At 35.5% G+C, this 20544-nt stretch carries 25 protein-coding genes; 2 read left to right on the forward strand and 23 right to left on the reverse strand.

Translation table 11 applies throughout. The features are described from left to right. Positions 1 to 61: 61 nt before the first annotated feature. The 7 genes from AC0OM3_RS17055 to AC0OM3_RS17085 all read right to left on the reverse strand — a co-directional run bounded on the left by AC0OM3_RS17055 (position 62) and on the right by AC0OM3_RS17085 (position 5057). Positions 62 to 265 (reverse strand): DUF2768 domain-containing protein, encoded by a 204-nt coding sequence (locus AC0OM3_RS17055; RefSeq protein WP_001289004.1) that lies wholly within the window; start codon positions 263 to 265, stop codon positions 62 to 64. Between the two features lie 268 nt (positions 266 to 533). Then, a complete protein-coding gene (locus AC0OM3_RS17060) occupies positions 534 to 785 on the reverse strand; it encodes a stage VI sporulation protein F (protein ID WP_000369754.1) in 252 nt (83 codons plus the stop codon). Between the two features lie 116 nt (positions 786 to 901). Further along, positions 902 to 1924, reverse strand: coding sequence for an NAD(P)H-dependent glycerol-3-phosphate dehydrogenase (locus AC0OM3_RS17065; RefSeq protein WP_000161764.1), 1023 nt, complete (start codon positions 1922 to 1924; stop codon positions 902 to 904). A gap of 18 nt (positions 1925 to 1942) precedes the next feature. Continuing rightward, the gene (gene der / locus AC0OM3_RS17070) at positions 1943 to 3253 is read right to left on the reverse strand and encodes a ribosome biogenesis GTPase Der (protein ID WP_001125893.1); all 1311 of its coding nucleotides are present in this window, start codon (positions 3251 to 3253) and stop codon (positions 1943 to 1945) included. Positions 3254 to 3377: 124 nt separating this feature from the next. Next, entirely contained in the window at positions 3378 to 3563 is a 186-nt protein-coding gene (locus tag AC0OM3_RS17075) for a capping complex subunit for YIEGIA (RefSeq protein WP_000979059.1), read from the reverse strand. Beyond that, positions 3560 to 4453, reverse strand: a complete 894-nt coding sequence (locus tag AC0OM3_RS17080; RefSeq protein ID WP_000141596.1) for a YIEGIA family protein — start codon at positions 4451 to 4453, stop codon at positions 3560 to 3562. Before AC0OM3_RS17080 ends, AC0OM3_RS17075 begins: the two co-directional genes overlap by 4 nt. Next, a complete protein-coding gene (locus AC0OM3_RS17085; protein WP_000349108.1) occupies positions 4446 to 5057 on the reverse strand; it encodes a YphA family membrane protein in 612 nt (203 codons plus the stop codon). Before AC0OM3_RS17085 ends, AC0OM3_RS17080 begins: the two co-directional genes overlap by 8 nt. Positions 5058 to 5174: 117 nt before the next feature. Here AC0OM3_RS17085 and AC0OM3_RS17090 point away from each other — a divergent pair, with 117 nt between their 5' ends. Continuing rightward, positions 5175 to 5309 (forward strand): YpzI family protein, encoded by a 135-nt coding sequence (locus AC0OM3_RS17090; RefSeq protein WP_000513900.1) that lies wholly within the window; start codon positions 5175 to 5177, stop codon positions 5307 to 5309. 304 nt (positions 5310 to 5613) lie between these two features. On the opposite strand, the gene AC0OM3_RS17095 is transcribed toward AC0OM3_RS17090, so the two are convergent. The 4 genes from AC0OM3_RS17095 to AC0OM3_RS17110 all read right to left on the reverse strand — a co-directional run bounded on the left by AC0OM3_RS17095 (position 5614) and on the right by AC0OM3_RS17110 (position 9140). Further along, the gene (locus AC0OM3_RS17095; RefSeq protein ID WP_000251039.1) at positions 5614 to 6663 is read right to left on the reverse strand and encodes a type 2 isopentenyl-diphosphate Delta-isomerase; all 1050 of its coding nucleotides are present in this window, start codon (positions 6661 to 6663) and stop codon (positions 5614 to 5616) included. Between the two features lie 12 nt (positions 6664 to 6675). Further along, complete coding sequence (gene rpsA / locus AC0OM3_RS17100) at positions 6676 to 7824, reverse strand: 30S ribosomal protein S1 (protein ID WP_000229559.1); 1149 nt, start codon at positions 7822 to 7824, stop codon at positions 6676 to 6678. Positions 7825 to 8159: 335 nt separating this feature from the next. Further along, entirely contained in the window at positions 8160 to 8837 is a 678-nt protein-coding gene (gene cmk / locus AC0OM3_RS17105) for a (d)CMP kinase (RefSeq protein ID WP_000361251.1), read from the reverse strand. Positions 8838 to 8966: 129 nt separating this feature from the next. After that, positions 8967 to 9140 carry a YpfB family protein gene (locus tag AC0OM3_RS17110; RefSeq protein WP_000738056.1) on the reverse strand — a complete coding sequence of 58 codons (174 nt, stop codon included), beginning with the start codon at positions 9138 to 9140 and terminating at the stop codon, positions 8967 to 8969. A 180-nt stretch (positions 9141 to 9320) separates the two neighbouring features. On the opposite strand from AC0OM3_RS17110, the gene ansA reads away from it, so the two are divergent. Further along, complete coding sequence (gene ansA, locus AC0OM3_RS17115; RefSeq protein ID WP_000822009.1) at positions 9321 to 10295, forward strand: asparaginase; 975 nt, start codon at positions 9321 to 9323, stop codon at positions 10293 to 10295. Between the two features lie 35 nt (positions 10296 to 10330). Here the strand turns inward: ansA and AC0OM3_RS17120 are convergent, their stop codons facing one another. From AC0OM3_RS17120 to AC0OM3_RS17175, 12 genes are all read right to left on the reverse strand, one after another. Continuing rightward, the gene (locus AC0OM3_RS17120) at positions 10331 to 11311 is read right to left on the reverse strand and encodes a YpdA family putative bacillithiol disulfide reductase (protein ID WP_001168514.1); all 981 of its coding nucleotides are present in this window, start codon (positions 11309 to 11311) and stop codon (positions 10331 to 10333) included. 108 nt (positions 11312 to 11419) lie between these two features. Beyond that, positions 11420 to 11950 (reverse strand): peptidoglycan recognition protein family protein, encoded by a 531-nt coding sequence (locus tag AC0OM3_RS17125; RefSeq protein WP_001240655.1) that lies wholly within the window; start codon positions 11948 to 11950, stop codon positions 11420 to 11422. 79 nt (positions 11951 to 12029) lie between these two features. Continuing rightward, positions 12030 to 12266, reverse strand: a complete 237-nt coding sequence (locus AC0OM3_RS17130; protein ID WP_001983018.1) for a DUF3961 domain-containing protein — start codon at positions 12264 to 12266, stop codon at positions 12030 to 12032. Positions 12267 to 12360: 94 nt separating this feature from the next. Then, positions 12361 to 12570 carry a hypothetical protein gene (locus AC0OM3_RS17135; RefSeq protein ID WP_000426761.1) on the reverse strand — a complete coding sequence of 70 codons (210 nt, stop codon included), beginning with the start codon at positions 12568 to 12570 and terminating at the stop codon, positions 12361 to 12363. Between the two features lie 80 nt (positions 12571 to 12650). Next, positions 12651 to 13937: an NAD-specific glutamate dehydrogenase gene (gene gudB, locus AC0OM3_RS17140; protein WP_000225173.1), complete on the reverse strand. Its 1287-nt coding sequence runs from the start codon at positions 13935 to 13937 to the stop codon at positions 12651 to 12653. A gap of 311 nt (positions 13938 to 14248) precedes the next feature. After that, positions 14249 to 14857 (reverse strand): genetic competence negative regulator, encoded by a 609-nt coding sequence (locus tag AC0OM3_RS17145; RefSeq protein WP_001235402.1) that lies wholly within the window; start codon positions 14855 to 14857, stop codon positions 14249 to 14251. A 76-nt stretch (positions 14858 to 14933) separates the two neighbouring features. Beyond that, positions 14934 to 15809, reverse strand: coding sequence for a MerR family transcriptional regulator (locus AC0OM3_RS17150; RefSeq protein ID WP_001142714.1), 876 nt, complete (start codon positions 15807 to 15809; stop codon positions 14934 to 14936). Next, positions 15809 to 16585, reverse strand: a complete 777-nt coding sequence (locus AC0OM3_RS17155) for a metallophosphoesterase (protein WP_000637794.1) — start codon at positions 16583 to 16585, stop codon at positions 15809 to 15811. The genes AC0OM3_RS17150 and AC0OM3_RS17155 overlap by 1 nt, the downstream gene beginning before the upstream one ends. Before the next feature lie 67 nt (positions 16586 to 16652). Continuing rightward, entirely contained in the window at positions 16653 to 17132 is a 480-nt protein-coding gene (locus tag AC0OM3_RS17160) for a LysM peptidoglycan-binding domain-containing protein (protein WP_001231556.1), read from the reverse strand. Between the two features lie 22 nt (positions 17133 to 17154). Further along, entirely contained in the window at positions 17155 to 17718 is a 564-nt protein-coding gene (locus AC0OM3_RS17165; protein ID WP_001025780.1) for a CPBP family intramembrane glutamic endopeptidase, read from the reverse strand. Next, on the reverse strand, positions 17718 to 19247 hold the full coding sequence (recQ, locus tag AC0OM3_RS17170) for an ATP-dependent DNA helicase RecQ (RefSeq protein ID WP_000762981.1): 1530 nt from the start codon (positions 19245 to 19247) through the stop codon (positions 17718 to 17720). The genes AC0OM3_RS17165 and recQ overlap by 1 nt, the downstream gene beginning before the upstream one ends. Beyond that, the gene (locus AC0OM3_RS17175) at positions 19237 to 20298 is read right to left on the reverse strand and encodes a YpbB family protein (protein WP_001167007.1); all 1062 of its coding nucleotides are present in this window, start codon (positions 20296 to 20298) and stop codon (positions 19237 to 19239) included. The genes recQ and AC0OM3_RS17175 overlap by 11 nt, the downstream gene beginning before the upstream one ends. Positions 20299 to 20544 lie beyond the last annotated feature (246 nt).

The raw sequence follows: 20544 nt of genomic DNA on the forward strand, positions 1-20544 counted from the left end.
GCATCACCTTTTCATACTAATATAACTTGCTCCGTATATAGTATTTTCGAGACCATTCCATTTACTGCTGTACAGGTCCACTAAATACAACAAGAAAAATAACAATTCCTGACACAATCATAAGGGTGTAGGCTACTAACGCTGTAATCCCTTTCAAAAATTTATTCTTTATTTTATGTCTACTTAATAAAATAAAACTTACTGCAAAAAACATAAATCCAATTGCCCCTAAAGCCAACCACATTTTCATAAGCCCTTCTGACATATACACACCCCTTTTTATTAATCTATTTTTATACTATTTTAACAAATTAAAATCTTTAAACAAATACAAAAAGAACATTTTACTACAAATTGCGAATATGTAACTTTAATCAATAGGTTTTTTCAGCATTTCTCACCAATCTAGGCAAAAATAAAGCCGAAGCGATTGTATCTCTCGCTTCGGTTGACCAAATATGCCCAAAAACAGCTCTATTCCCATTCTTTCATGGCTATCATATGCAATCTACAAACTCTTTGTTTCTCATAATTTATTTTTTAAACATCTTGCTTAACGAGCCAAAATCTGTTGGCATATTATTATTAATAATCGCTTTTACAATTTGATCCTCTTGCTCTTTCGGCACTTCACGTCCCGCCATAAGAGCCACTTGATGAATTAATTGACGAAGTACAGTTTCATCACGTAAATTCGCATTTTGCACGGATGATGCTAATTTAAAAATATCCTCTTTATTTACTTTCGCTTCCTTCTCAATATTATTAAAAATGTTATTATCCATTCTTTTCACCCTCTCCTCAAGTTACTCTTCATCCTATGCAAAAATGAAAAAATGGTGAAAAGACCCAAAAAATAAAAAAAGCGCCAGAAGTACAAATGTACTTCTGGCGCTTTTCTTTACAGTAAATCAGGTATAGCTTCCACTTCATGTTTTCGAACACGTCCCATCAATGAGCCTACCGCATCTTTTACGTTATTCCCATTGAACAGCACGTCATATAAAGCAGCTGTAATCGGCATTTCAACTTCCATTTTCTCTGCCAATTCATGAGCAGCTTTCGTTGTTCTTACACCTTCCACAACCATACCCATACTTTCTAACACTTCTTCTAAAGAGTGTCCTTTTCCAAGCATATTTCCAGCTCGCCAATTTCGGCTATGAACACTTGTACAAGTTACAATTAAGTCTCCCATACCAGTTAGACCAGCAAACGTTAACGGATTCCCGCCCATCTTTCTTCCTAAACGAGCAATCTCTGTTAAACCACGTGTCATCAATGCTGCTTTTGCATTATCACCTAATCCAAGACCATCAGTTATACCAGCAGCTAATGCGATAATATTTTTTAACGCACCACCAAGTTCAACTCCAACGATATCTGGATTTGTGTATACACGGAAATAACTATTCATAAATAAATCTTGTACTTCCTCAGCCGCTTCCATACGCTTTGCTGCAGACGTAACTGTTGTCGCTTGTCGTAAACCGACTTCTTCAGCATGACTCGGTCCAGACAGTACAACAACATCTTTAATTAAGTGCTCTGGAATTTCTTCCTCAATCACTTCCGAAATACGTTTTGACGTACCAGGTTCAATTCCTTTGCTCGCATGAATCCAAGTAATTGATTCAGTAACAATTTCTTTCATCTCTTGTAATACATCTCTGTACGCTTTCGTTGGTACTACTAGCAGTACTGTATTTACATCTACTAATGCTTCTTCTAAAGAAGAGTAGGCTACGATTGTGCTTGGCAATGTAATGCCTGGGAGATATCGACTATTCTCATGTTTCGTATTAATTTCATCCATAAGTTCTGGGCGATTCCCCCAAATACGTACATCATGTCCATTGTCAGCTAATACCATCGCTAACGCTGTTCCCCAGCTACCTGCTCCTACTACTGTGATTTTTGTCATAAAATCACATCCTCTCCATTAGTCTCTTGCTCTAGCGATAATGTGAATCGGCGTTCCTACGAAGCCAAATGATTCACGTAAGCGATTCTTTAAGAAACGCTCATATGAGAAGTGCAATAATTCTGGATCGTTTACAAACACAACAAATGTCGGTGGTTTTACCGCAACTTGTGTTGCATAGAAAATTTTCAGACGGCTACCATTATGAGTTGGTGTCGGATTCATCGCTACCGCATCCATAATTACATCGTTTAATACGTTCGTTTGAATACGGATACTATGACTTTCATTTACCTCATCGATAACCGGTATTAATGTTTGTGTACGTTTTCTCGTTTTTGCAGATAAGAAAACAATTGGTGCGTATTCTAAGAATTGGAAATGAGCACGGATATTTTCTTCAAATGCTTTCATTGTTTTCTCGTCTTTTTTCACTGCATCCCATTTATTTACAACGATAACAACAGCTCGCCCTGAATCATGAGCATATCCAGCGATTTTTTTATCTTGCTCAATAATTCCTTCTTCACCATCTAAAACAACTAAAACAACGTCAGAACGTTCAATCGCTCTTAGAGCACGAAGTACACTATATTTTTCTGTACTTTCATACACTTTTCCTTTTTTACGCATACCAGCTGTATCAATAATTACATAATCTTTTCCATCTTTACTATATGGTGTATCGACAGCATCACGAGTTGTTCCTGCTACATTACTAACAATTACACGCTCTTGACCAAGAAGAGCATTTACAAGTGATGATTTCCCTACATTTGGACGTCCAATTAAAGAGAAACGAATTGTGTCTTCATCATATCCGTCTTCTTCAATCTTTGGGAAATGTTGTGCAGCTTCGTCTAGTAAGTCACCTAATCCTAATCCGTGTGTACCTGAAATTGGGAATGGTTCGCCAAATCCTAATGCATAAAAGTCATAAATGTCACTGCGCATTTCCGGATTGTCCACTTTATTTACCGCAAGTACAACCGGTTTATTTGAACGATATAAAATTTTTGCAACTTCTTCATCAGCTGCTGTTACACCGTCACGACCGTTTGTCATAAAAATGATAACATCCGCTTCATCAATTGCTACTTCAGCTTGTTGACGAATTTGTGTCAAAAACGGCTCGTCTCCAATATCAATTCCGCCCGTATCAATAATGTTAAATTCATGATTTAACCATTCTCCAGCGCTATAAATACGATCACGCGTTACACCTGGAATATCTTCTACGATTGAAACTCTTTCTCCAACAATTCTATTGAAAATAGTAGATTTCCCTACGTTCGGGCGACCTACTATCGCTATTACTGGTTTCGGCATATACTTTCATCCTTTCAACTTGCTTCTGTTTATTATGTAAAAAACCCTTCTTTGTGCAAGAAGGGATTTGCATTCCAGAATATTTCTCAACGTATCAAAACACCTCACATTATAACACACGTTGCTAATGTTTCACAATAATATATACATTCTCTTGTAAGCGATGTGCAATACCATCTAAAATTGCCTCTAAATTATTTGCAACAAATTCTAGTTCCTCTGTCGATTCGCAAACGAATAAAGGAGCACCACCTGCAAATTTTTCTGGAGTCGTTGTTATAACTGCCAGAATAACACTTTCTAACATCATCTCTTATCTCCCCTTCCTTTCGGGGCTTCCGATGACATATGGACAGCACTTTCTAACGTTGGTACATTTCCTATGACACCTATCGCTTTCTCTGCATCTTGATCTTGCGGCAGGACAAAAATCCCAACCCTGCCATCCTCTAAATCACGCTTTGCTAACGGTACAAGCGCTGGTGTACCAGAATCTCTATAAATCCCTAACGCTACTGAAACATCGTGTAAAATAGCTTGTCGTTGCCCTAAATTTGAGATTGTAACCATCGCATCAATTGATTTCGGCTTTAAAATAAAACCCATACCATATTTCATAATTTCTTCTTGTCTTGCTGGCAATCCAATATTCATAATGTAAATATTGTCAATATAAAGCCCTGCTCCTTCAAAACGAAGCGGAACGTGCTCAATTTCAACAAGATCATGCAGCCTTTTACCAGACATTAATTTTTTCGCGATAAAAAATGCAATTATAGCCATAATTACTCCTGCAATCCATGAACGGAACCCTATATACGCAAACGTCGTTGCAAACGACGTTAACATTGCCAAATAGTTGCGACTTTCAAAAACCAATGCAATTCCTTCAATGTATGTATTTCCACGCGGTACGAGCTCATACCCATCTAATTGTTGAAGCGTATTTCTTTCCATATTACGTACATCACGAAATTGTGTCGCTGCTAACGTAAGAAATGTAATGGCAGAAAAATCTTTTTTCAAAATAGACGGGATTGCAATCGCTCCTAAAGCAGCTGCAATTAAACCCATTGCAATATGAATGATTTTCCCATGCAGCCTCGTCGGATATTGCCGCGTATCCGTCCGCAGCATTAGCACCCTTGTAACTGTCCCTGCTATTACGCCGCATAAAATGGCTGGTGTATATTCAGTCATGTATTACCCTCGCCTTTCTTTTACGTGTTTTTCTCTTAAACTGTTCCCTGTATACTGATGCTTTTGCAATCAAAAACAATACTGCCATGAATAATGTAGAAACGGCGACGATATCAAAAAATGCTAAACTACCGTAATCATATGGAAAATTCAATTTCCTAAAAATAAATGTCACTAGCAACTCTCCTTGTAACATTCCTACATATAGGGAACATAATCGTAATACGCGATCCCCATGCAATAACACCGATGCATACACAAGAGCACTACTTAGCAGAAACACTCTATCCACCACAATCCAAATCGGATCATATATTTCTAACAGATGAAAACTTGTATATAACATTGCGATAATAAGTGCCGAAAGTAAGCTATACAATTTTTTCCAGACAGAATATAGCGTGATCCCTATAAAAGAAATAATACAAAGTAGAAGAGCATTTACCGATACCACGAATGAGGCAATCGTTACATGTAACGGAGAGCAAATTATAAAAATCAGTATACAAGCGCCTAACTTCCACCGAATAGGGTCCTTTTTCATAAAAAAGGTTGCGATGACCCACCCTATCCAAGCTACAAAATAAAAAGTACTTCCATCCATCAACTTCACCTCCTATGTTTTCCATTATGGGAACTTTTTATGAAAGTTAATCCACTTTATTTACGCATAGTTTTTTCTTATAACAGCAACACTTTTAACAAGGAGGTGTTATTCATTATGGGTAAAGATCGCCAAGAACGAAAACTACGAGAATCACGCCGCGTTGAATCCGATCGTGATCAATCACTACAATATCCAGGTGCGACTGGACTTGATACACCAGAACAGGCTCGAAAACAAAACCAGCACTAATTAATACAAAAAGACGGTTTCGATATTGTACGAAACCGTCTTTTACATAATCATTTTAATGTTTTAAATTTATATCAAAATAATATTTTGCGCACTATATCCTTCCACTACTTCTTTTTACCTTCACCTATTCCCATTAAAAATTAAGTTCTCTCCAGTAATTCGACAACACACCATCTACATTTTCAACCCTTTTTCAATTGTAATTTTCACGAAATGATATTTTCATATAATACTAGTTCCATTCTCCACTTTATATTACGAAAAAGAATAGAACAAAAAAATCAACCGAACGGTTGATTTTTTATCTCCTACTATAATGCGCAGTATCAATACCACGTTGCATTAACCAATGATATGTTTCACCCTTTACAACAAGAGGTACAGATTGCAACTCTTCTATCGTCTTCGCACCAAGAGCTGTCATAATAAATTTCAAATCTGTATGTAGAAGCTCAATTTCATCCACTAACTTCTCGATACCATCTTGCATTAAAATACGTAAAAAGTAACCAGCAAACGCAGTTGTATTCGCCCCTAATGCGATTGCTTTCGCTACGTCAAGAGCTGTTTGTATACCCCCAGATGCAATAAAAGAGAGGTTATTATTTGTAGAGGTTGCTTCAATAATCGAGGTTGCTGTTTGTATGCCCCAGTTATTAAAATAAGAAAGCATTCGCTGTCTTCTTTCATTTTCAACAGCAGCAAAATTCGTACCACCTTGCCCACCAATATCAATGGCTGTTACACCTACGTTCGCTAACTGTTGCATCGTTTCCTTACTCATCCCAAATCCAACTTCTTTTACAATGATAGGAACTTTACTATTTAAAACAATTTTCTCAATGCGCTGAAGTACTCCAGTAAAATCACGGTCTCCTTCTGGCATCGTTAACTCTTGTATGACATTTAAATGAATTTGCAATGCATTCGCTTCAATCATATCAACGGCGCGCTCTGCCTGCTCGATAGTTGCCTCACTACCTAAATTAGCAAAGAAAATACCATTTGGGTTTACCTTTCTAATCACCTTATAAGAAGCAACTTCACTTTCATCTTTTAACGCCGCCATTTGCGAACCTACAGCCATAGCAAGGTTATGATGTTTCGCTACATATGCTAATTGCTCATTAATATGTAACGTTTTCTCTCCTCCACCACCAGTCATCGCATTGATAAAAATCGGCGAACTTAGTGAAAGTTCGCCGATTTTTGTTTCACATGTTATTGTGTCATAATTTGAATTTGGCAAGCTTTGATGCACAAAATCAATATCATGAAAGCCATGCGTACGAGACTGACCAGTAGAAAGAGCATATTCAATATGATCTAATTTACGTTTTGCCCTTACCACTTGTACCCCTCATTATTTCTTTAATTTTTTCAGTTGTTCACCAATAATATCACTTAATTGGAAAGTAGCAGAATCAGCATTTGGCTCATACTGACTATAATCTTCAGTTACATTATTTTCCTCAAGCGCTTCTTTTATACTTAAAGAAATACGTTTCTCTGCTACGTGAACTTCAAGTACTTTCACTTTTACTTCTTGTCCCATTTCCAATACTTCATTCGGATTTTTCACGTGACGATTTGCAATTTGAGATACGTGTACAAGTCCTTCAACACCAGGTAAAATCTCAACGAATGCACCAAATGTAACAAGGCGTTTTACTACTCCCTCACGAATATCTCCAGCTTTTATTTCGCCAGCAACGTTTTCCCAAGGTCCTGGTTGAGCTGCTTTAATTGATAAAGAAATACGTTGTGTATCAGCATCAACAGATAACACCTTTACCTTAACTTTTTGACCTTGCTCCAACACTTCAGAAGGTTGCTCTACACGTTCGTGTGAAATTTGTGAAATGTGAACTAAGCCGTCCACTCCACCAACGTTAACGAATGCGCCAAAGTCAGTTAATCGTTGCACTGTTCCTTCAACAACGTCCCCTTCTTTTAATGAAGAAATTGCTTCTTTTTTCTTAGAATCCAGTTCTAATTCTACTACCGCTTTATGCGAAAGGATTACACGATTTTTTTCACGGTCTAATTCAACAATTTTCACCGCTAATGTTTTACCTTTATAGTCAGTAAAGTCTTCTACATAATGTACTTCTACAAGTGAAGCTGGAATAAAACCGCGAACACCAAGGTCCACAACTAATCCGCCATTCACAATATCTTTTACAGTAACATCAAATACATGACCAGAAGTAAATTTCTCTTGTAGTTCTACCCATGCTTTTTCTGCATCAACAGCACGTTTAGATAAGACAAGATCATCTTCTTCTAATTTAATAATTTTCAACTCTAGTGTTTGATCTAATTCTACAACATCGCTTGCTTTTTCAATATGAACGTTAGCTAATTCACTAATTGGAATTACGCCATCTGTTTTGTATCCAACATTTACAAGCACTTGTTTCTCTTCAACCTTCGTTACAGAACCTGTAACAACGTCACCAACTTGTAATTCTTTTGAATCCATAACTTCTTCATTCATTTTCTCTACCATGGAAATACCTCCCTACAGAATTGACAAAGCATTTTTTATGTATATACGAAATGAAAACAAAGTTTTCATTTGCACGTTTAAGAATTTCTCATCACATACTCTTTTTCAATACCATTCACAAGAAAATATATTAAACCTATATAAATAGTATACAGCAAAACTAGCTTGAAAAAAGTATGTTTTGAAATATAATAGCGAATATATTCTGACAGTTTTATTCCTCTTTAACTAACTTCTTACAAATCAGCTCATTTGTCAAGGAAAGAGACTCACAATTCACGTATCCTTTACATTTCTATTTAAACAAAAAAAAGAAAGAGGATTATCCCCTTTCTTTATTTCGCAAACACTCCAGAAACAATGCTCATAATTTTTTGGACAACTTCTTCAATTGATAAAGAAGTCGTATCTAATTCCAATGCATCATCAGCCTTTTTTAGTGGAGAAACTTCGCGTTCTGAATCTAATTTATCACGCTGAGCAATTTCTTCTTTTAACTGCTCTAAATTAGAATCGAAACCTTTATTTAAATTTTCTAAATGTCTTCTTTCCGCTCTTTCTTCAACAGAAGCAAGCATAAAGATTTTCACTTCAGCATCCGGTAATACATGTGTACCAATATCACGGCCGTCCATTACAACGCCGCCTTTTTTCGCTAACTCTTGCTGACGACGTACCATTTCTTCACGAACAAGGCGATGTTTCGCTACAATAGATACTCGATTCGTCACATCAGGTGTACGAATTACTTCAGAAACATCTTGTCCATTTAAAAATACAAGCTGTGTATTGTCTCCTTGCTGAAACTCAATATTTACATTCTTTACAACTTCCATTAACTGCTCTTCATTTTCAATGTCTACTTTTTGTTCAAGGGCTGCATATGTAAGCGTACGGTACATTGCGCCTGTATCAATATAAACGTAAGAAAGTTCCTTCGCAACAACTTTTGCCACTGTACTTTTCCCAGCAGCTGCTGGACCATCTATAGCAATTGAAATTCGTTTATCCATCGTAACACCTCATTTTTTCACTTATAAAACAAAACGAAAAGCAGGTGTTCACCCTGCTTCTTCTCATTTGCTTCACGTCATTAAATCCTCAATTATTGTAGCATAATCCTTCATAGAAGAAAATGAAAACTACCTATTCACCTGCAAGATTTCCATTTTGTTTTTTACCATGACACCCTCATAATAAACAATTTTAGATAAATATTTCACTGATGACTTATGTATAAATAACAATTGCACAACAGAAAGACAAATGAATTGTATTATTAATATACGAATAAAAATTCTCTCCATCTTTTTCACCGCAATCCCTCCCTCCTATACTATATTTGCCCATTTCGTTTCGTGATTTTATACATCGTACATATAGCGGTTAATTTTATTGTCATTTTCGAGGCATACTTTTATACATTTCCATTGTCGAATTTACTCAAAACATGTTATGTTCTAAATGTATTTTTTTACTTGAAAGGGGTATAAGCATTGAAAAGAATCCTAGTTTTACACACAGGTGGAACAATTGCAATGGAGGAAGATAAAGAAACTGGGGTCGTACAACCAGGTGAAAAAAATCCTCTTTTAAAATTCATTCCTGATTTAGAAGGCGATGTTGATTTAATCGTTGAAGATGTGTTCCATCTACCATCTCCTCATATGACACCGAGCGAAATGTTACAATTACAAGTCATCATTGATGAAAGAGTAAAACAAGACAACATTCATGGCGTAGTCATTACGCATGGCACGGATACATTAGAAGAAACAGCTTATTTCTTAGATTTAACAGTACAAGCAACTATTCCGATCGTAGTGACAGGTGCAATGCGCTCTAGCAATGAGTTAGGTGCTGATGGTCTATATAACTTCTTATCAGCTGTAAAAGTTGCTAGTTGTGATGAAGCTGCAGAAAAAGGTGTTTTAGTCGTATTAAATGACGAAATTCATTGCGCTACAAATGTAACGAAAACACATACAAGTAATGTCGCAACATTCCAAAGCCCACAATACGGACCAATTGGAATGGTAACAAAACGCGGCGTTGTCTTCCATCACGCTTTAGTACATCACGAAACATATACGATAAACAAAGTGTCTAAAAATGTAGTTGTTCTAAAAGCATATGCTGGCATGGATGATACATTATTAGCAGCAATCGAAAATCTTCCTGTAGACGGCATTGTTATCGAAGCTCTTGGACAAGGTAATCTCCCTCCGAGAACACTACCTAGCCTAGAAAGATTATTAAATAAAGGTATTCCTGTCGTATTAGTTTCTCGCTGTTTCAACGGTATCGTTCAAGACGTATATTCGTATGAAGGTGGCGGTAAACACTTAAAAGATATGGGCATTGTATTCACATACGGCTTAAATGCACAAAAAGCACGCATTAAATTGCTTGTTGCATTAGAGAATACAAATTCTCATGAATCCATTCAAAATATGTTTATGCACGAATAAAAAGAAGCTGTCGAGGTTTTCCCGACAGCTCCTTTTTATTTTTCTCTTAATGCAATGGTTTGCGCAATCGCATCTCCATGAAATCTACCGTTCTCGATAAATATTTCATTTGCATTATTTCCAGCAGCAATGACACCTGCAATGAAAATATTTTCAGCACTCGTTTCCATTCTATCCTCTGTATAAATTGGACGTCCTGTTTCTTCATCAATCTGAACACCCATCTTCGTTAAGAAGCTATGATCAGGATGATAACCAGTCATCGCAAATACAAAATTGTTTTTGATTGTAAAAGCTTCACCATCAACTGTAAACGTTAATGTATGCTCAGTAATTTCTTTCACATGAGCCCCAAAATGCATTTGAATTGTACCATTTCGTACTAACGCCTCAAATTCCGGCAAAATCCAAGGCTTTATGCTTGGTGAATACTCACTTCCACGATACAGTACCGTTACACGTGCACCAGATTTAACAAGTTCTAACGCGGCATCTACACTCGAGTTTTTCCCACCTATAACTACTACATCTCGATCAAAATAAGGATGCCCCTCTTTAAAATAGTGAGCTACTTTCTTCAATTCCTCACCTGGAACATTCATATAATTTGGATTATCATAATATCCAGTTGCTACAACAATATATTTCGCTATATATATTTCTTTACTTCCGTCACGCTTTGTCGTCTCAACCTGAAAAACTTCTCCATCTTTTTGAACTTTCTCCACTCGCTCAAAAGCATTTACACGTACAGATTTACGTTTTACTACTTCACGATAATACGCAAGCGCTTGATTTCGAACTGGCTTACGATTTTCTGTAATAAAAGCTACATCACCAATTTCTAATTTTTCACTCGAAGAGAAAAATGTTTGATGAGTTGGATAATTATAAATAGCATTTACAATGTTTCCTTTTTCAATTACTAACGGATTTATCCCAACCTTTTGCAACGAAATTGCAGCCGCTAATCCGCACGGACCGCCTCCGATTATAATAACTGTTTCTTTCTGCATACTCGTCCACTCCTAGTCTTCTACCAATACACTATTTATAAAAACAAGAAAAAACCTACTTACAGCAGTAGGCACCTATCTTTATTGTATTCATTTTTCATATATTTGTCATCTAAACGAAACGTACATCCGATAGACATCTGCTAAAAACTGCTGAAATTTAATACCTTGTTTCCCTAATACATTCTCAGGATCAATCTTTCTAGCTGGATCAAGCGTTTTATGTGACACGATATCTTTTTTCGGATTTAAGCCAAAGTTTTGGCATAAATACGCATGATACCATGTAAAACGATTATATGCTTCCCAAAAGTTAACATCACCGCCATAACAAAGTTCCACTCCAATGGCCGCCTTATTCGCGTCATAGCCATATAAGTCATTATCCGTCGGCACACCATATCGAACATGATACGCAACTTCATTTATAGGAATAATCTCCAATATTGTTTTATCATCTATAAATGTATGCGCCGAAGCTTTCGGTTGTAATTCATTAAAGTAATCTCGATTTCCTATCGCATTGCTTCCAGGATTCCCCGTATCATGGCTTACAATAAATCTAACTTTAGTCAGAGGAATCCCTGGTCGTGAACTTCCATATCCAATATAGTTGCGCTCTATAGGAAACATTGCCATTGCTACCAACTCCCGCTCTAGAAGGTTACCTTACTTCCTTATATATGTATTCGGTAACAATGTCCTTATCGCATATTTCTTACGCGAAGAGAAAATCGAAAATATTTGAAGTGAACACCATAAACAACAAGATACTTACAGCCACTCCATAAAAACCGTAAAACCAAACACAATCTTCTTTCGTATCTAAACCGAAAAATTTATTTACCGATTGTAATAATGTGCCACGCTTGCTTTGTTTGTTTCGTAATACTTCCACTCGCTCTACAACATCTGCTGGCATCATAAATCTTTGGTCTACTGTCATTTTCATCATTTATCTCTCCTTAAAATCATTTCCGTTTTGTTTATCTAAGGAGAGTATAGCACGTTTGTTCGTATAGAACAAGCGTTCTTTTTTTGTTTTTATTTTATTTTTCAGCAATCCAAGTAAAAATTGAGATTACAACGGCAATAATCGGCCCTACTACAACCACACCAAATATCAAAAACAGTAGCCCTTCCCCGAACATCCGAACGATACTTATTTTTCGAGCTTTCATCGTTCTTGCAAGTTCTCCCTCTAACCTCTTAACCTTTTCTTCTAATTGTTCTACTCGTTCCAGCATTTCATTCTCCATATACAACACCTCATTCAATATTTCAACAAAAAAACGTGATTTCCTCGAAAGGAAATCACGTTTTCTCAAGATATAATATTTTATACCCAACCTCTGAAGCGGCTTGCTTCAGCCATTTTACGAACACCAACCATGTACGCCGCTAAGCGCATGTTCACTTTACGAACTTGTGCTGTTTCATAAATAGAATCAAATGATCTTACCATTACTTTTTCTAAACGTTGTTCTACTTCTTCTTCAGTCCAGTAGTAACCTTGGTTATTTTGTACCCACTCAAAGTAAGATACTGTTACACCACCAGCACTTGCTAACACGTCTGGAACAAGTAAAATTCCGCGATCTGTTAAAATTTTAGTCGCTTCTAATGTTGTTGGACCATTTGCAGCTTCAACAACGATTTTCGCTTTAATATCATTAGCATTTTCTTCTGTAATTTGGTTCTCAATTGCAGCTGGAACTAAAATATCGCAATCAAGCTCTAACAATTCTTTGTTTGAAATTGTATTGTTAAATAGCTTTGTTACTGTACCGAAGCTATCACGACGGTCTAATAAATAATCAATATCTAATCCGTTTGGATCATGTAACGCGCCGTAAGCATCTGAGATTGCAATAACTTTCGCACCTGCATCATGCATAAATTTAGCTAAGAAGCTACCAGCATTACCGAATCCTTGAACAACAACGCGTGCACCCTTAATATCAATGCCACGTTTTTTCGCAGCTTCGCGAATACAAATTGTTACACCTTTCGCTGTTGCTGTTTCACGTCCATGTGATCCACCTAATACAAGCGGTTTACCTGTAATAAATCCTGGTGAATTAAATTCATCAATACGGCTATACTCATCCATCATCCATGCCATAATTTGAGAGTTTGTGAATACATCTGGAGCTGGAATATCTTTCGTCGGACCTACGATTTGGCTAATTGCTCGTACATAACCGCGGCTTAATCTTTCTAACTCACGGAATGACATTTCACGTGGATCACAGATAATTCCACCCTTACCTCCACCATATGGTAAATCAACAATACCACATTTTAAACTCATCCAGATTGAAAGTGCTTTCACTTCATTTTCTGTTACATTCGGATGGAAGCGAATTCCACCTTTCGTTGGACCAACAGCATCATTATGTTGTGCACGATATCCTGTAAATATTTTAACAGTCCCGTCATCCATACGAACTGGTATTTTCACTGTCATCATACGAATTGGTTCTTTTAATAATTCATATACTTCGTTTGGATAACCCAATTTTTCTAACGCTTCACTAATAACAATTTGTGTTGAATTCAATAGTTCAAAATGTTGTTCCCTTTGTTGTTGTGTTTTTGTTTGAGTTCCCTTTTCGGCTACCATAGTAAGTAAACCCCCTGTAATTTCACTTGTTTAGTAAACCTTCATTGCCTAGTATACACCCTTAAATTTGGAATGCAATAGAAAACGCTAACAAATATATACAAACTATTTTATGTTGCAAGCGTTTTCACTATTATTATAGTCCTTTTATTACTTTTAGAAAAGTAAAATACTTAAATATTTAAATGTTTTTTATTTTCATCAACCATACTCCCATAAAACTGCATATTTTATTTTCAAAAAGTATGTTCGAGTATTTACAATCATCCCTTCCCTTATCCAAATAAAAACAAAACCTCAGCTTTGTTGTATTAGCTGAGGTTTTGTTTTTTCACAAAGTAATTGTGTATTTGTTCTATCGCGTTAACATCCATTAATTCTTTACCGTACTCCATGATGCGATAAATGGTTGCTGTAGACGGATTACCGTATTCCGCTAAAATAGCTATAAAATCCGCCTTTAACAATTGAATTTGTTCCTCTTCTTCCACCCAAAGATAGAAGCGCTCATCCCACGTATATAGCTTTCCGCCAGTTACACCAAGGTTATATAAGCGATTCGACAGGTTAATTACGTCATCTAGCGTAGCAAACTCATATAATATATGCTCACTTTCATCTAGAGTCACTTGCATTTCAATAAACTCGTCACGGAACTCATCATCTGTATCCATTTCTTGATTTTCTTTCGTTACAATTACAACCATCCCTTGTGCTTGTAGAGAAAACACTTCAACTGCAATCGGACCATCTGCTTCAAATCCTAATTCCTTATTTGCTTCTTGCATCATATCACGAAATAATTGCTGTACTTTCGGCGCATTTCTCCATAAATCTTCTTTCGTTAATCCTCGTTCAGATAAATCATCAAATGTTAGAAAAATTTTTATCTTATTGTAATTTAATCGTTCCAGCCTCATCTCATACCCTCCCTACGTAACCAATGCATCTAATTTTATTATATGAAATAGAAAATAGATGGTTCTTTTCGAACAACTATTCCGATATTTTTAACCATTCATCCCATTCTTCTTTCGTATCACCAATTAAGATTGTTTCAATGTCTAACTGCTTTAGAACGCCTAGCTTTCCGATAAATCCAACAGAAAGAGATTCCCTTTTTTCTTGTAATAAATTTATAAAGTTCATCGTCTTTTTCATATCTTGTTCGTCAGCAAAAGATACAAATACATATTTCGGCTGTATTTCCTCTACCGCTGACAACATACCATCTTCAGCTAAGCTTGTCCTAATATATATCGCCTCATATCCTTTTAAGCGTAAATAAGTTGAAAAAATAAATCCTTTCAATGCATTCTTTTCTAACACAATAACTTTGTGTAAAGAGGAAAACATTGAGGCATTGTGATACACCATCCCTAGACGCGTTTGTAAAAATGATAGTGCATATTGGAATTGCACCATTGAAATCTCATTATTATTTTTTGACGTTAATAATTTGTCTGTCACTCGAAGAACGATACTGGCAACAACCTTTTCTGTTGAATATATACTAAAAGCTTCGTTTAATAATGCAGCAATTGTAATTTCATCAAATTTTAACAAAGCTTGTAGCAAATCGTCCACTAAAACAACTTCTTTATCGAAATGTATCTCTTTTTGAACTGTACTCGGCAAACGATTCTCTTCTAATAACTGAACTGCTTGTCCAATCATCATGCCGGAGGAAACTTTTTCCATTAACCATTTTAAAATTTGAATATGCTCTTCTGTATATAAACGATGCCCAGCTTGATTTCGCTTTGGGGCAATAATTTGATATCGTCTTTCCCATGCACGAAGCGTGCTCGGCTGAACTCCAATTATATTCGAAACAGCTTTTATATTATATTTCCCACTAAGAGTTGGCATCATTTCCCTCCGCACAATGTAATGATATGTGTTTGAGCAGGTGCTCGGAAACGAAGTGGTATCAATGTTGTTCCGTACCCATTACTAACAAAGAGAATCGTATTCAAATGCTTATATACGCCACCTTTTAAATATTTTTTAGATGGGAATAATCGGATTTGTCCTCCATGCGTATGTCCACTTAACACAAGTGAAATCTGTTCATTTCCAGACATTTTTTTTATTATATCAGGGTTGTGACTAACTAGGATACGAAAACCATCTTCTTTACAATCCGCCAATGCCAAATCTAGACGATCACGGTGCAATCCAACATCATCGATACCGAGCAAACAAATTTTCTCTCCTAATTCAGACTCAAATACCACTCTTGTATTATCTAAAACTTTTACGTTATTTTCTAATAATAACGCATCTAATTCATGATATTCTATCTCATAATCATTGTTTCCCCACACAAAATATACAGGACCTATCTCTCTTAACTTTTGAATATTCGCAGAGATTTTTGATAAAGAGACACCTTTCTCTGCTAAATCTCCTCCGATAATTACAATATCTACTTTTCCTTTTACTTGTTCAATTAACAAATTCGAAATGACTCTTCTATGAATATCAGAAATAAAAAACACATTTACTTTTTGAAAACTTTTCGGAAATTCTTTAAATACTAAAGTATGTTCCAACACCTTATTACGCATCGCTTCTTTATACATCACAAGAAGTAATAAAATCCCCATGCCTATGAGAGTACTGAATAATATAATCCATATCATATTTTTGACTCCCCTCCTCATAAAGATAATCCTAGGCTTTTATAACAAACTGTGATCGCTTAACTCACTAGCTTTCTTGCTTTGTGGACTTATCTTTTATCGGAATTTTTAATTCTTGACCTGCACTCACTTCATCTTCTTGCAAGTTATTATACTTTTTAATTACTTCAATTCCATTTCCATCTGAAAAATATTGCTTCGCTATACTTTCTAAAGTTTCTCCCTCTTTCACAGTATGCGTTATTACTTTTTCAGACTGTTTCTGCGACTCAGATTTAGCTGAATCAAAGAAGATTACTTCAAACGCACTTTTTCCGGCATTATTACTATCACCCTTCACCTGAATATATTTATCCGTGTACCACAAAATACTAATTGGCAGCAGAATGAATAGAAATGTTAAAACCCGGACGAAAATGTGATTTATTTTAAACTTTTGTTTTTTCTCTTTATTTCTATGAATTTCACTACGCGGCGGTAAACTTTCTTTTTCTTCCACTCGCTCAACTTCTAATTCCTCTTCAAAATCAGGAATTCGTTTCCTCATGTTGTTCACCACCACCTTCCATTTATTTTCTTAATTGGAGTCCCATTATAAAATCAACAAGAAAGTGTGCAAAGATTGTTATAAACAAATTTCCTGTCCATTCAAATACATAACCAAAGACAAAACTAATGAAACAGACGAAACAAAACAAAAATGGCTTTGTTATATAACGAATATGTAACACTGCAAATACGAAGCTCGCAATTACAATTCCAAAATGAGTCTGCACTACACCTCTAAATAAAAACTCTTCTGCAAAACCAATTAAGAACGTAATAACGAGTAAATGCAGAACGGACATTCCTCGAAACATCTTATCGTTAATACCACCATCATCAAACCAAGACTCCGGAAACACTCGCATTGCAACATAATCTAATAACACAATACCAATCGCTAACAAACCACCTATAATAAGTATAGATACTGGTTCCCATTTCCATAAATTAAAGACTTCTTTTACATCTTGAAATAATATATATGCCAGTAAACAGCCAATACCGATAATAATTAACTGTGTTATATATAGATTCAGCCTTATTTCCTGCGGACTCATATCTTCAACATTATGCCTTTGAATGTTCATCATTCCTCCATCTTTTCTAGGCCGAAAAGCTTTTGTAACTCTGTTTCCCAATTATAGTCGAAATCCGATTGTTGCGCTCGTCTTTTTTTATAATCTTCTTTTGTAATACCGCAATAATCGCAGCAATTAATTAACTCTTGCTCTTTCCTATAACCGAACTGTTGCAGCACATATTCACGTCTACATCCTTTAACTTGTATCCATGACTTCATATTTTCTAGCTCACTATATTTATTACGCAACCTTATTTCTACTTCAGCTATTAATCGGTTCATGATTTCATCTGACAAACCTTCTAATAATAATCTTCGTTGTTGTATAATTCCAACCTGTTCGAGATGATAACGAACGAAACGCCAATATTGCTCATTAAATCTTGCTGCATTATAACAAATTTCTTCTACATCTTCTATTGGTAATTCTTTCGTTTGAAACATTCTTTCTTGTAGTAAAGAAAATAAAAATTGTATTTGTGACTTACTTGGCAATTCATCCTCAATGATTGAAATTGGTAAATCATGATCCAACGGACTACATAATAAAATAGCTATACTCGGTTCGCCATCTCTTCCAGCTCTTCCGATTTCTTGTAAGTAAGAAGCTATATTAGTTGGATAATGAAAATGAATAATATATCGCGTATTCGCCTTATTTACCCCCATACCAAATGCACTTGTACATATTACAAGTTGCAATTGATCGTTCATAAACTGCTGTTGAATTAACATACGCTCTTCATGTTCCATACCACCATGATAAAAAGCTACACCAGTAACACCTTTCCCTCTCAAGTATTCCGTTAACCTTTCTGTCCACGCTCTACTTGAGCAATATACAATCCCCGGCCCTTGTAAATACATCACCTGCTCTAAAAGCGTCTCTTTCTTTTCTTCTATCGTCTCTACAAATTGCACATCCATTGCAATATTAGGACGGTCAATAGAGTATACATGTTCCGCAGCACCCTTTAAATTTAAACTATCTGCGATATCCTGCAGTACCCCTTTTGTCGCTGTGGCTGTCAATGCTAATACTGTAGGAGAACCAATATTTTTAATAACTACATTTAGTCTTTTATAGTCCGGTCTAAAATCATAACCCCATTGAGAAATACAATGAGCCTCATCAACAACAAATAATGAAATATGAATTTTCTTCAATTCCCTAATTAATAACTCCGACTGTAACATCTCTGGTGAAACAAAAATAAATTTATATGAAGATAATTTTTTCATCGCTTCTCTTTTTTCATTTAATGTCCGAAAACTATTAAATGCTATTACTCGGTTTTTCACAACATACTTTAATTGTGTCACTTGATCTTCCATTAAAGATAATAACGGTGATACAACAAGCACTGTTCCTTCTCGCATAAGCCCTGGAAACTGATAGCACATAGATTTCCCTCTTCCAGTCGGAAGCATTGCTATCACATCTTTTCCTTCTAATAAATCTGTAATTACTCCTTTTTGACCTGGACGAAATTCAGAATATCCAAACCACTTATATAAATATTCTTCAAGTTTCATTTACACCCTCCATCCGCGCTAATACAAGACGAACTTCAAAATAAGAAATATCTTCTCCAACCGCTTGTTTCAAAACACGTAACTTCCGCGTTTGCAATGCTTCAATTACTTTTATTACTTTGTCTATCTTTTCTTTTTCCATAAACATTTCAATAGAAAAATCTTTTTCTCGCAAAGCAATTTCAACAAAATGATCTTCTATCGTTGCAACCTTTAAATTCCGAATCGTCGCTATTTCTTCTAAAGAACGTCCTTGCCTCCAAAAATTATATGTTTTTTTCGTGGATAAACTAAATAATTCAGCTCTCTCATTTGGATAAGATATAATTTCAGCTAATAGTGGAAATTCATTTTCTTTATCACGAACTTCTTGTATAAAGAAATGCATTGTACCCCAAAATAAAAAATACACCCTGAATATATCTTGTTTCGTAATTTCTGCTAATTGTTGCAATGTACAACCAATACGTTCATAACCCGTTAATCGATATGTTACAATCGTCGCTTCTATCGCATTACTCTTTTCTAAAAGATTCTGTACTTCCGTCCATAGTTTTCTCGCCAACTCACTTCTCTTATATGGCCTTCCTGTTAGAAAACGTTTCACCCACATCATTATTTCTGTATCTTGCTGAATTGGAATAAACCTCGTATTATTCTGTTGTAAATTTGATATGGTTTGAATAATCAATGATAATCTTTTCCAAAATGTTTCACCTAATTCACCGTAATGTAAACCATGCAAATGTGCTGGAAAAGCATAAACTTCCTCCCATTTATGTAACTGCATTTTACCCGTAGGTGTTAACACATATGTATTTTCATGTATTTCTTGAATAAAATCCGCTTGCAACAACTTTGCAACTTCACCATCATAGTCATTTCTATTCAATGATTTATATATTCCGAACAAAAATGAAATTCGGAACATATTTCCATCTTGTAAAGTTTGCGAAGAACGTTTGCCCTTTAGTAAATAATAAATAGAAGAAACGGTTCTCTCACCATTCAATTGTTTTAAACAATGCAACAAAGTATATTGTATTTGCATGACCGCTTCCACCTTCCAATCTTAACTTCATTCTTTTCAGTACAATTACACTATCTACTGTCGCTCATTAAACTTATCATATAAGAACTATATACTTGTATATAGTCTATTGTATCAAACGAAATCATATTTACGTATTTTGAAAATCTTATGACATAATTCAAAAATAAGTTGACACTCTAATTGATAAGCATTATCATTATAATTTTATGTTGAAAAGTTTTACAAACCGTTTTACAATAAGGT

The organism is Bacillus sp. FAU20 (genome assembly GCF_056033865.1).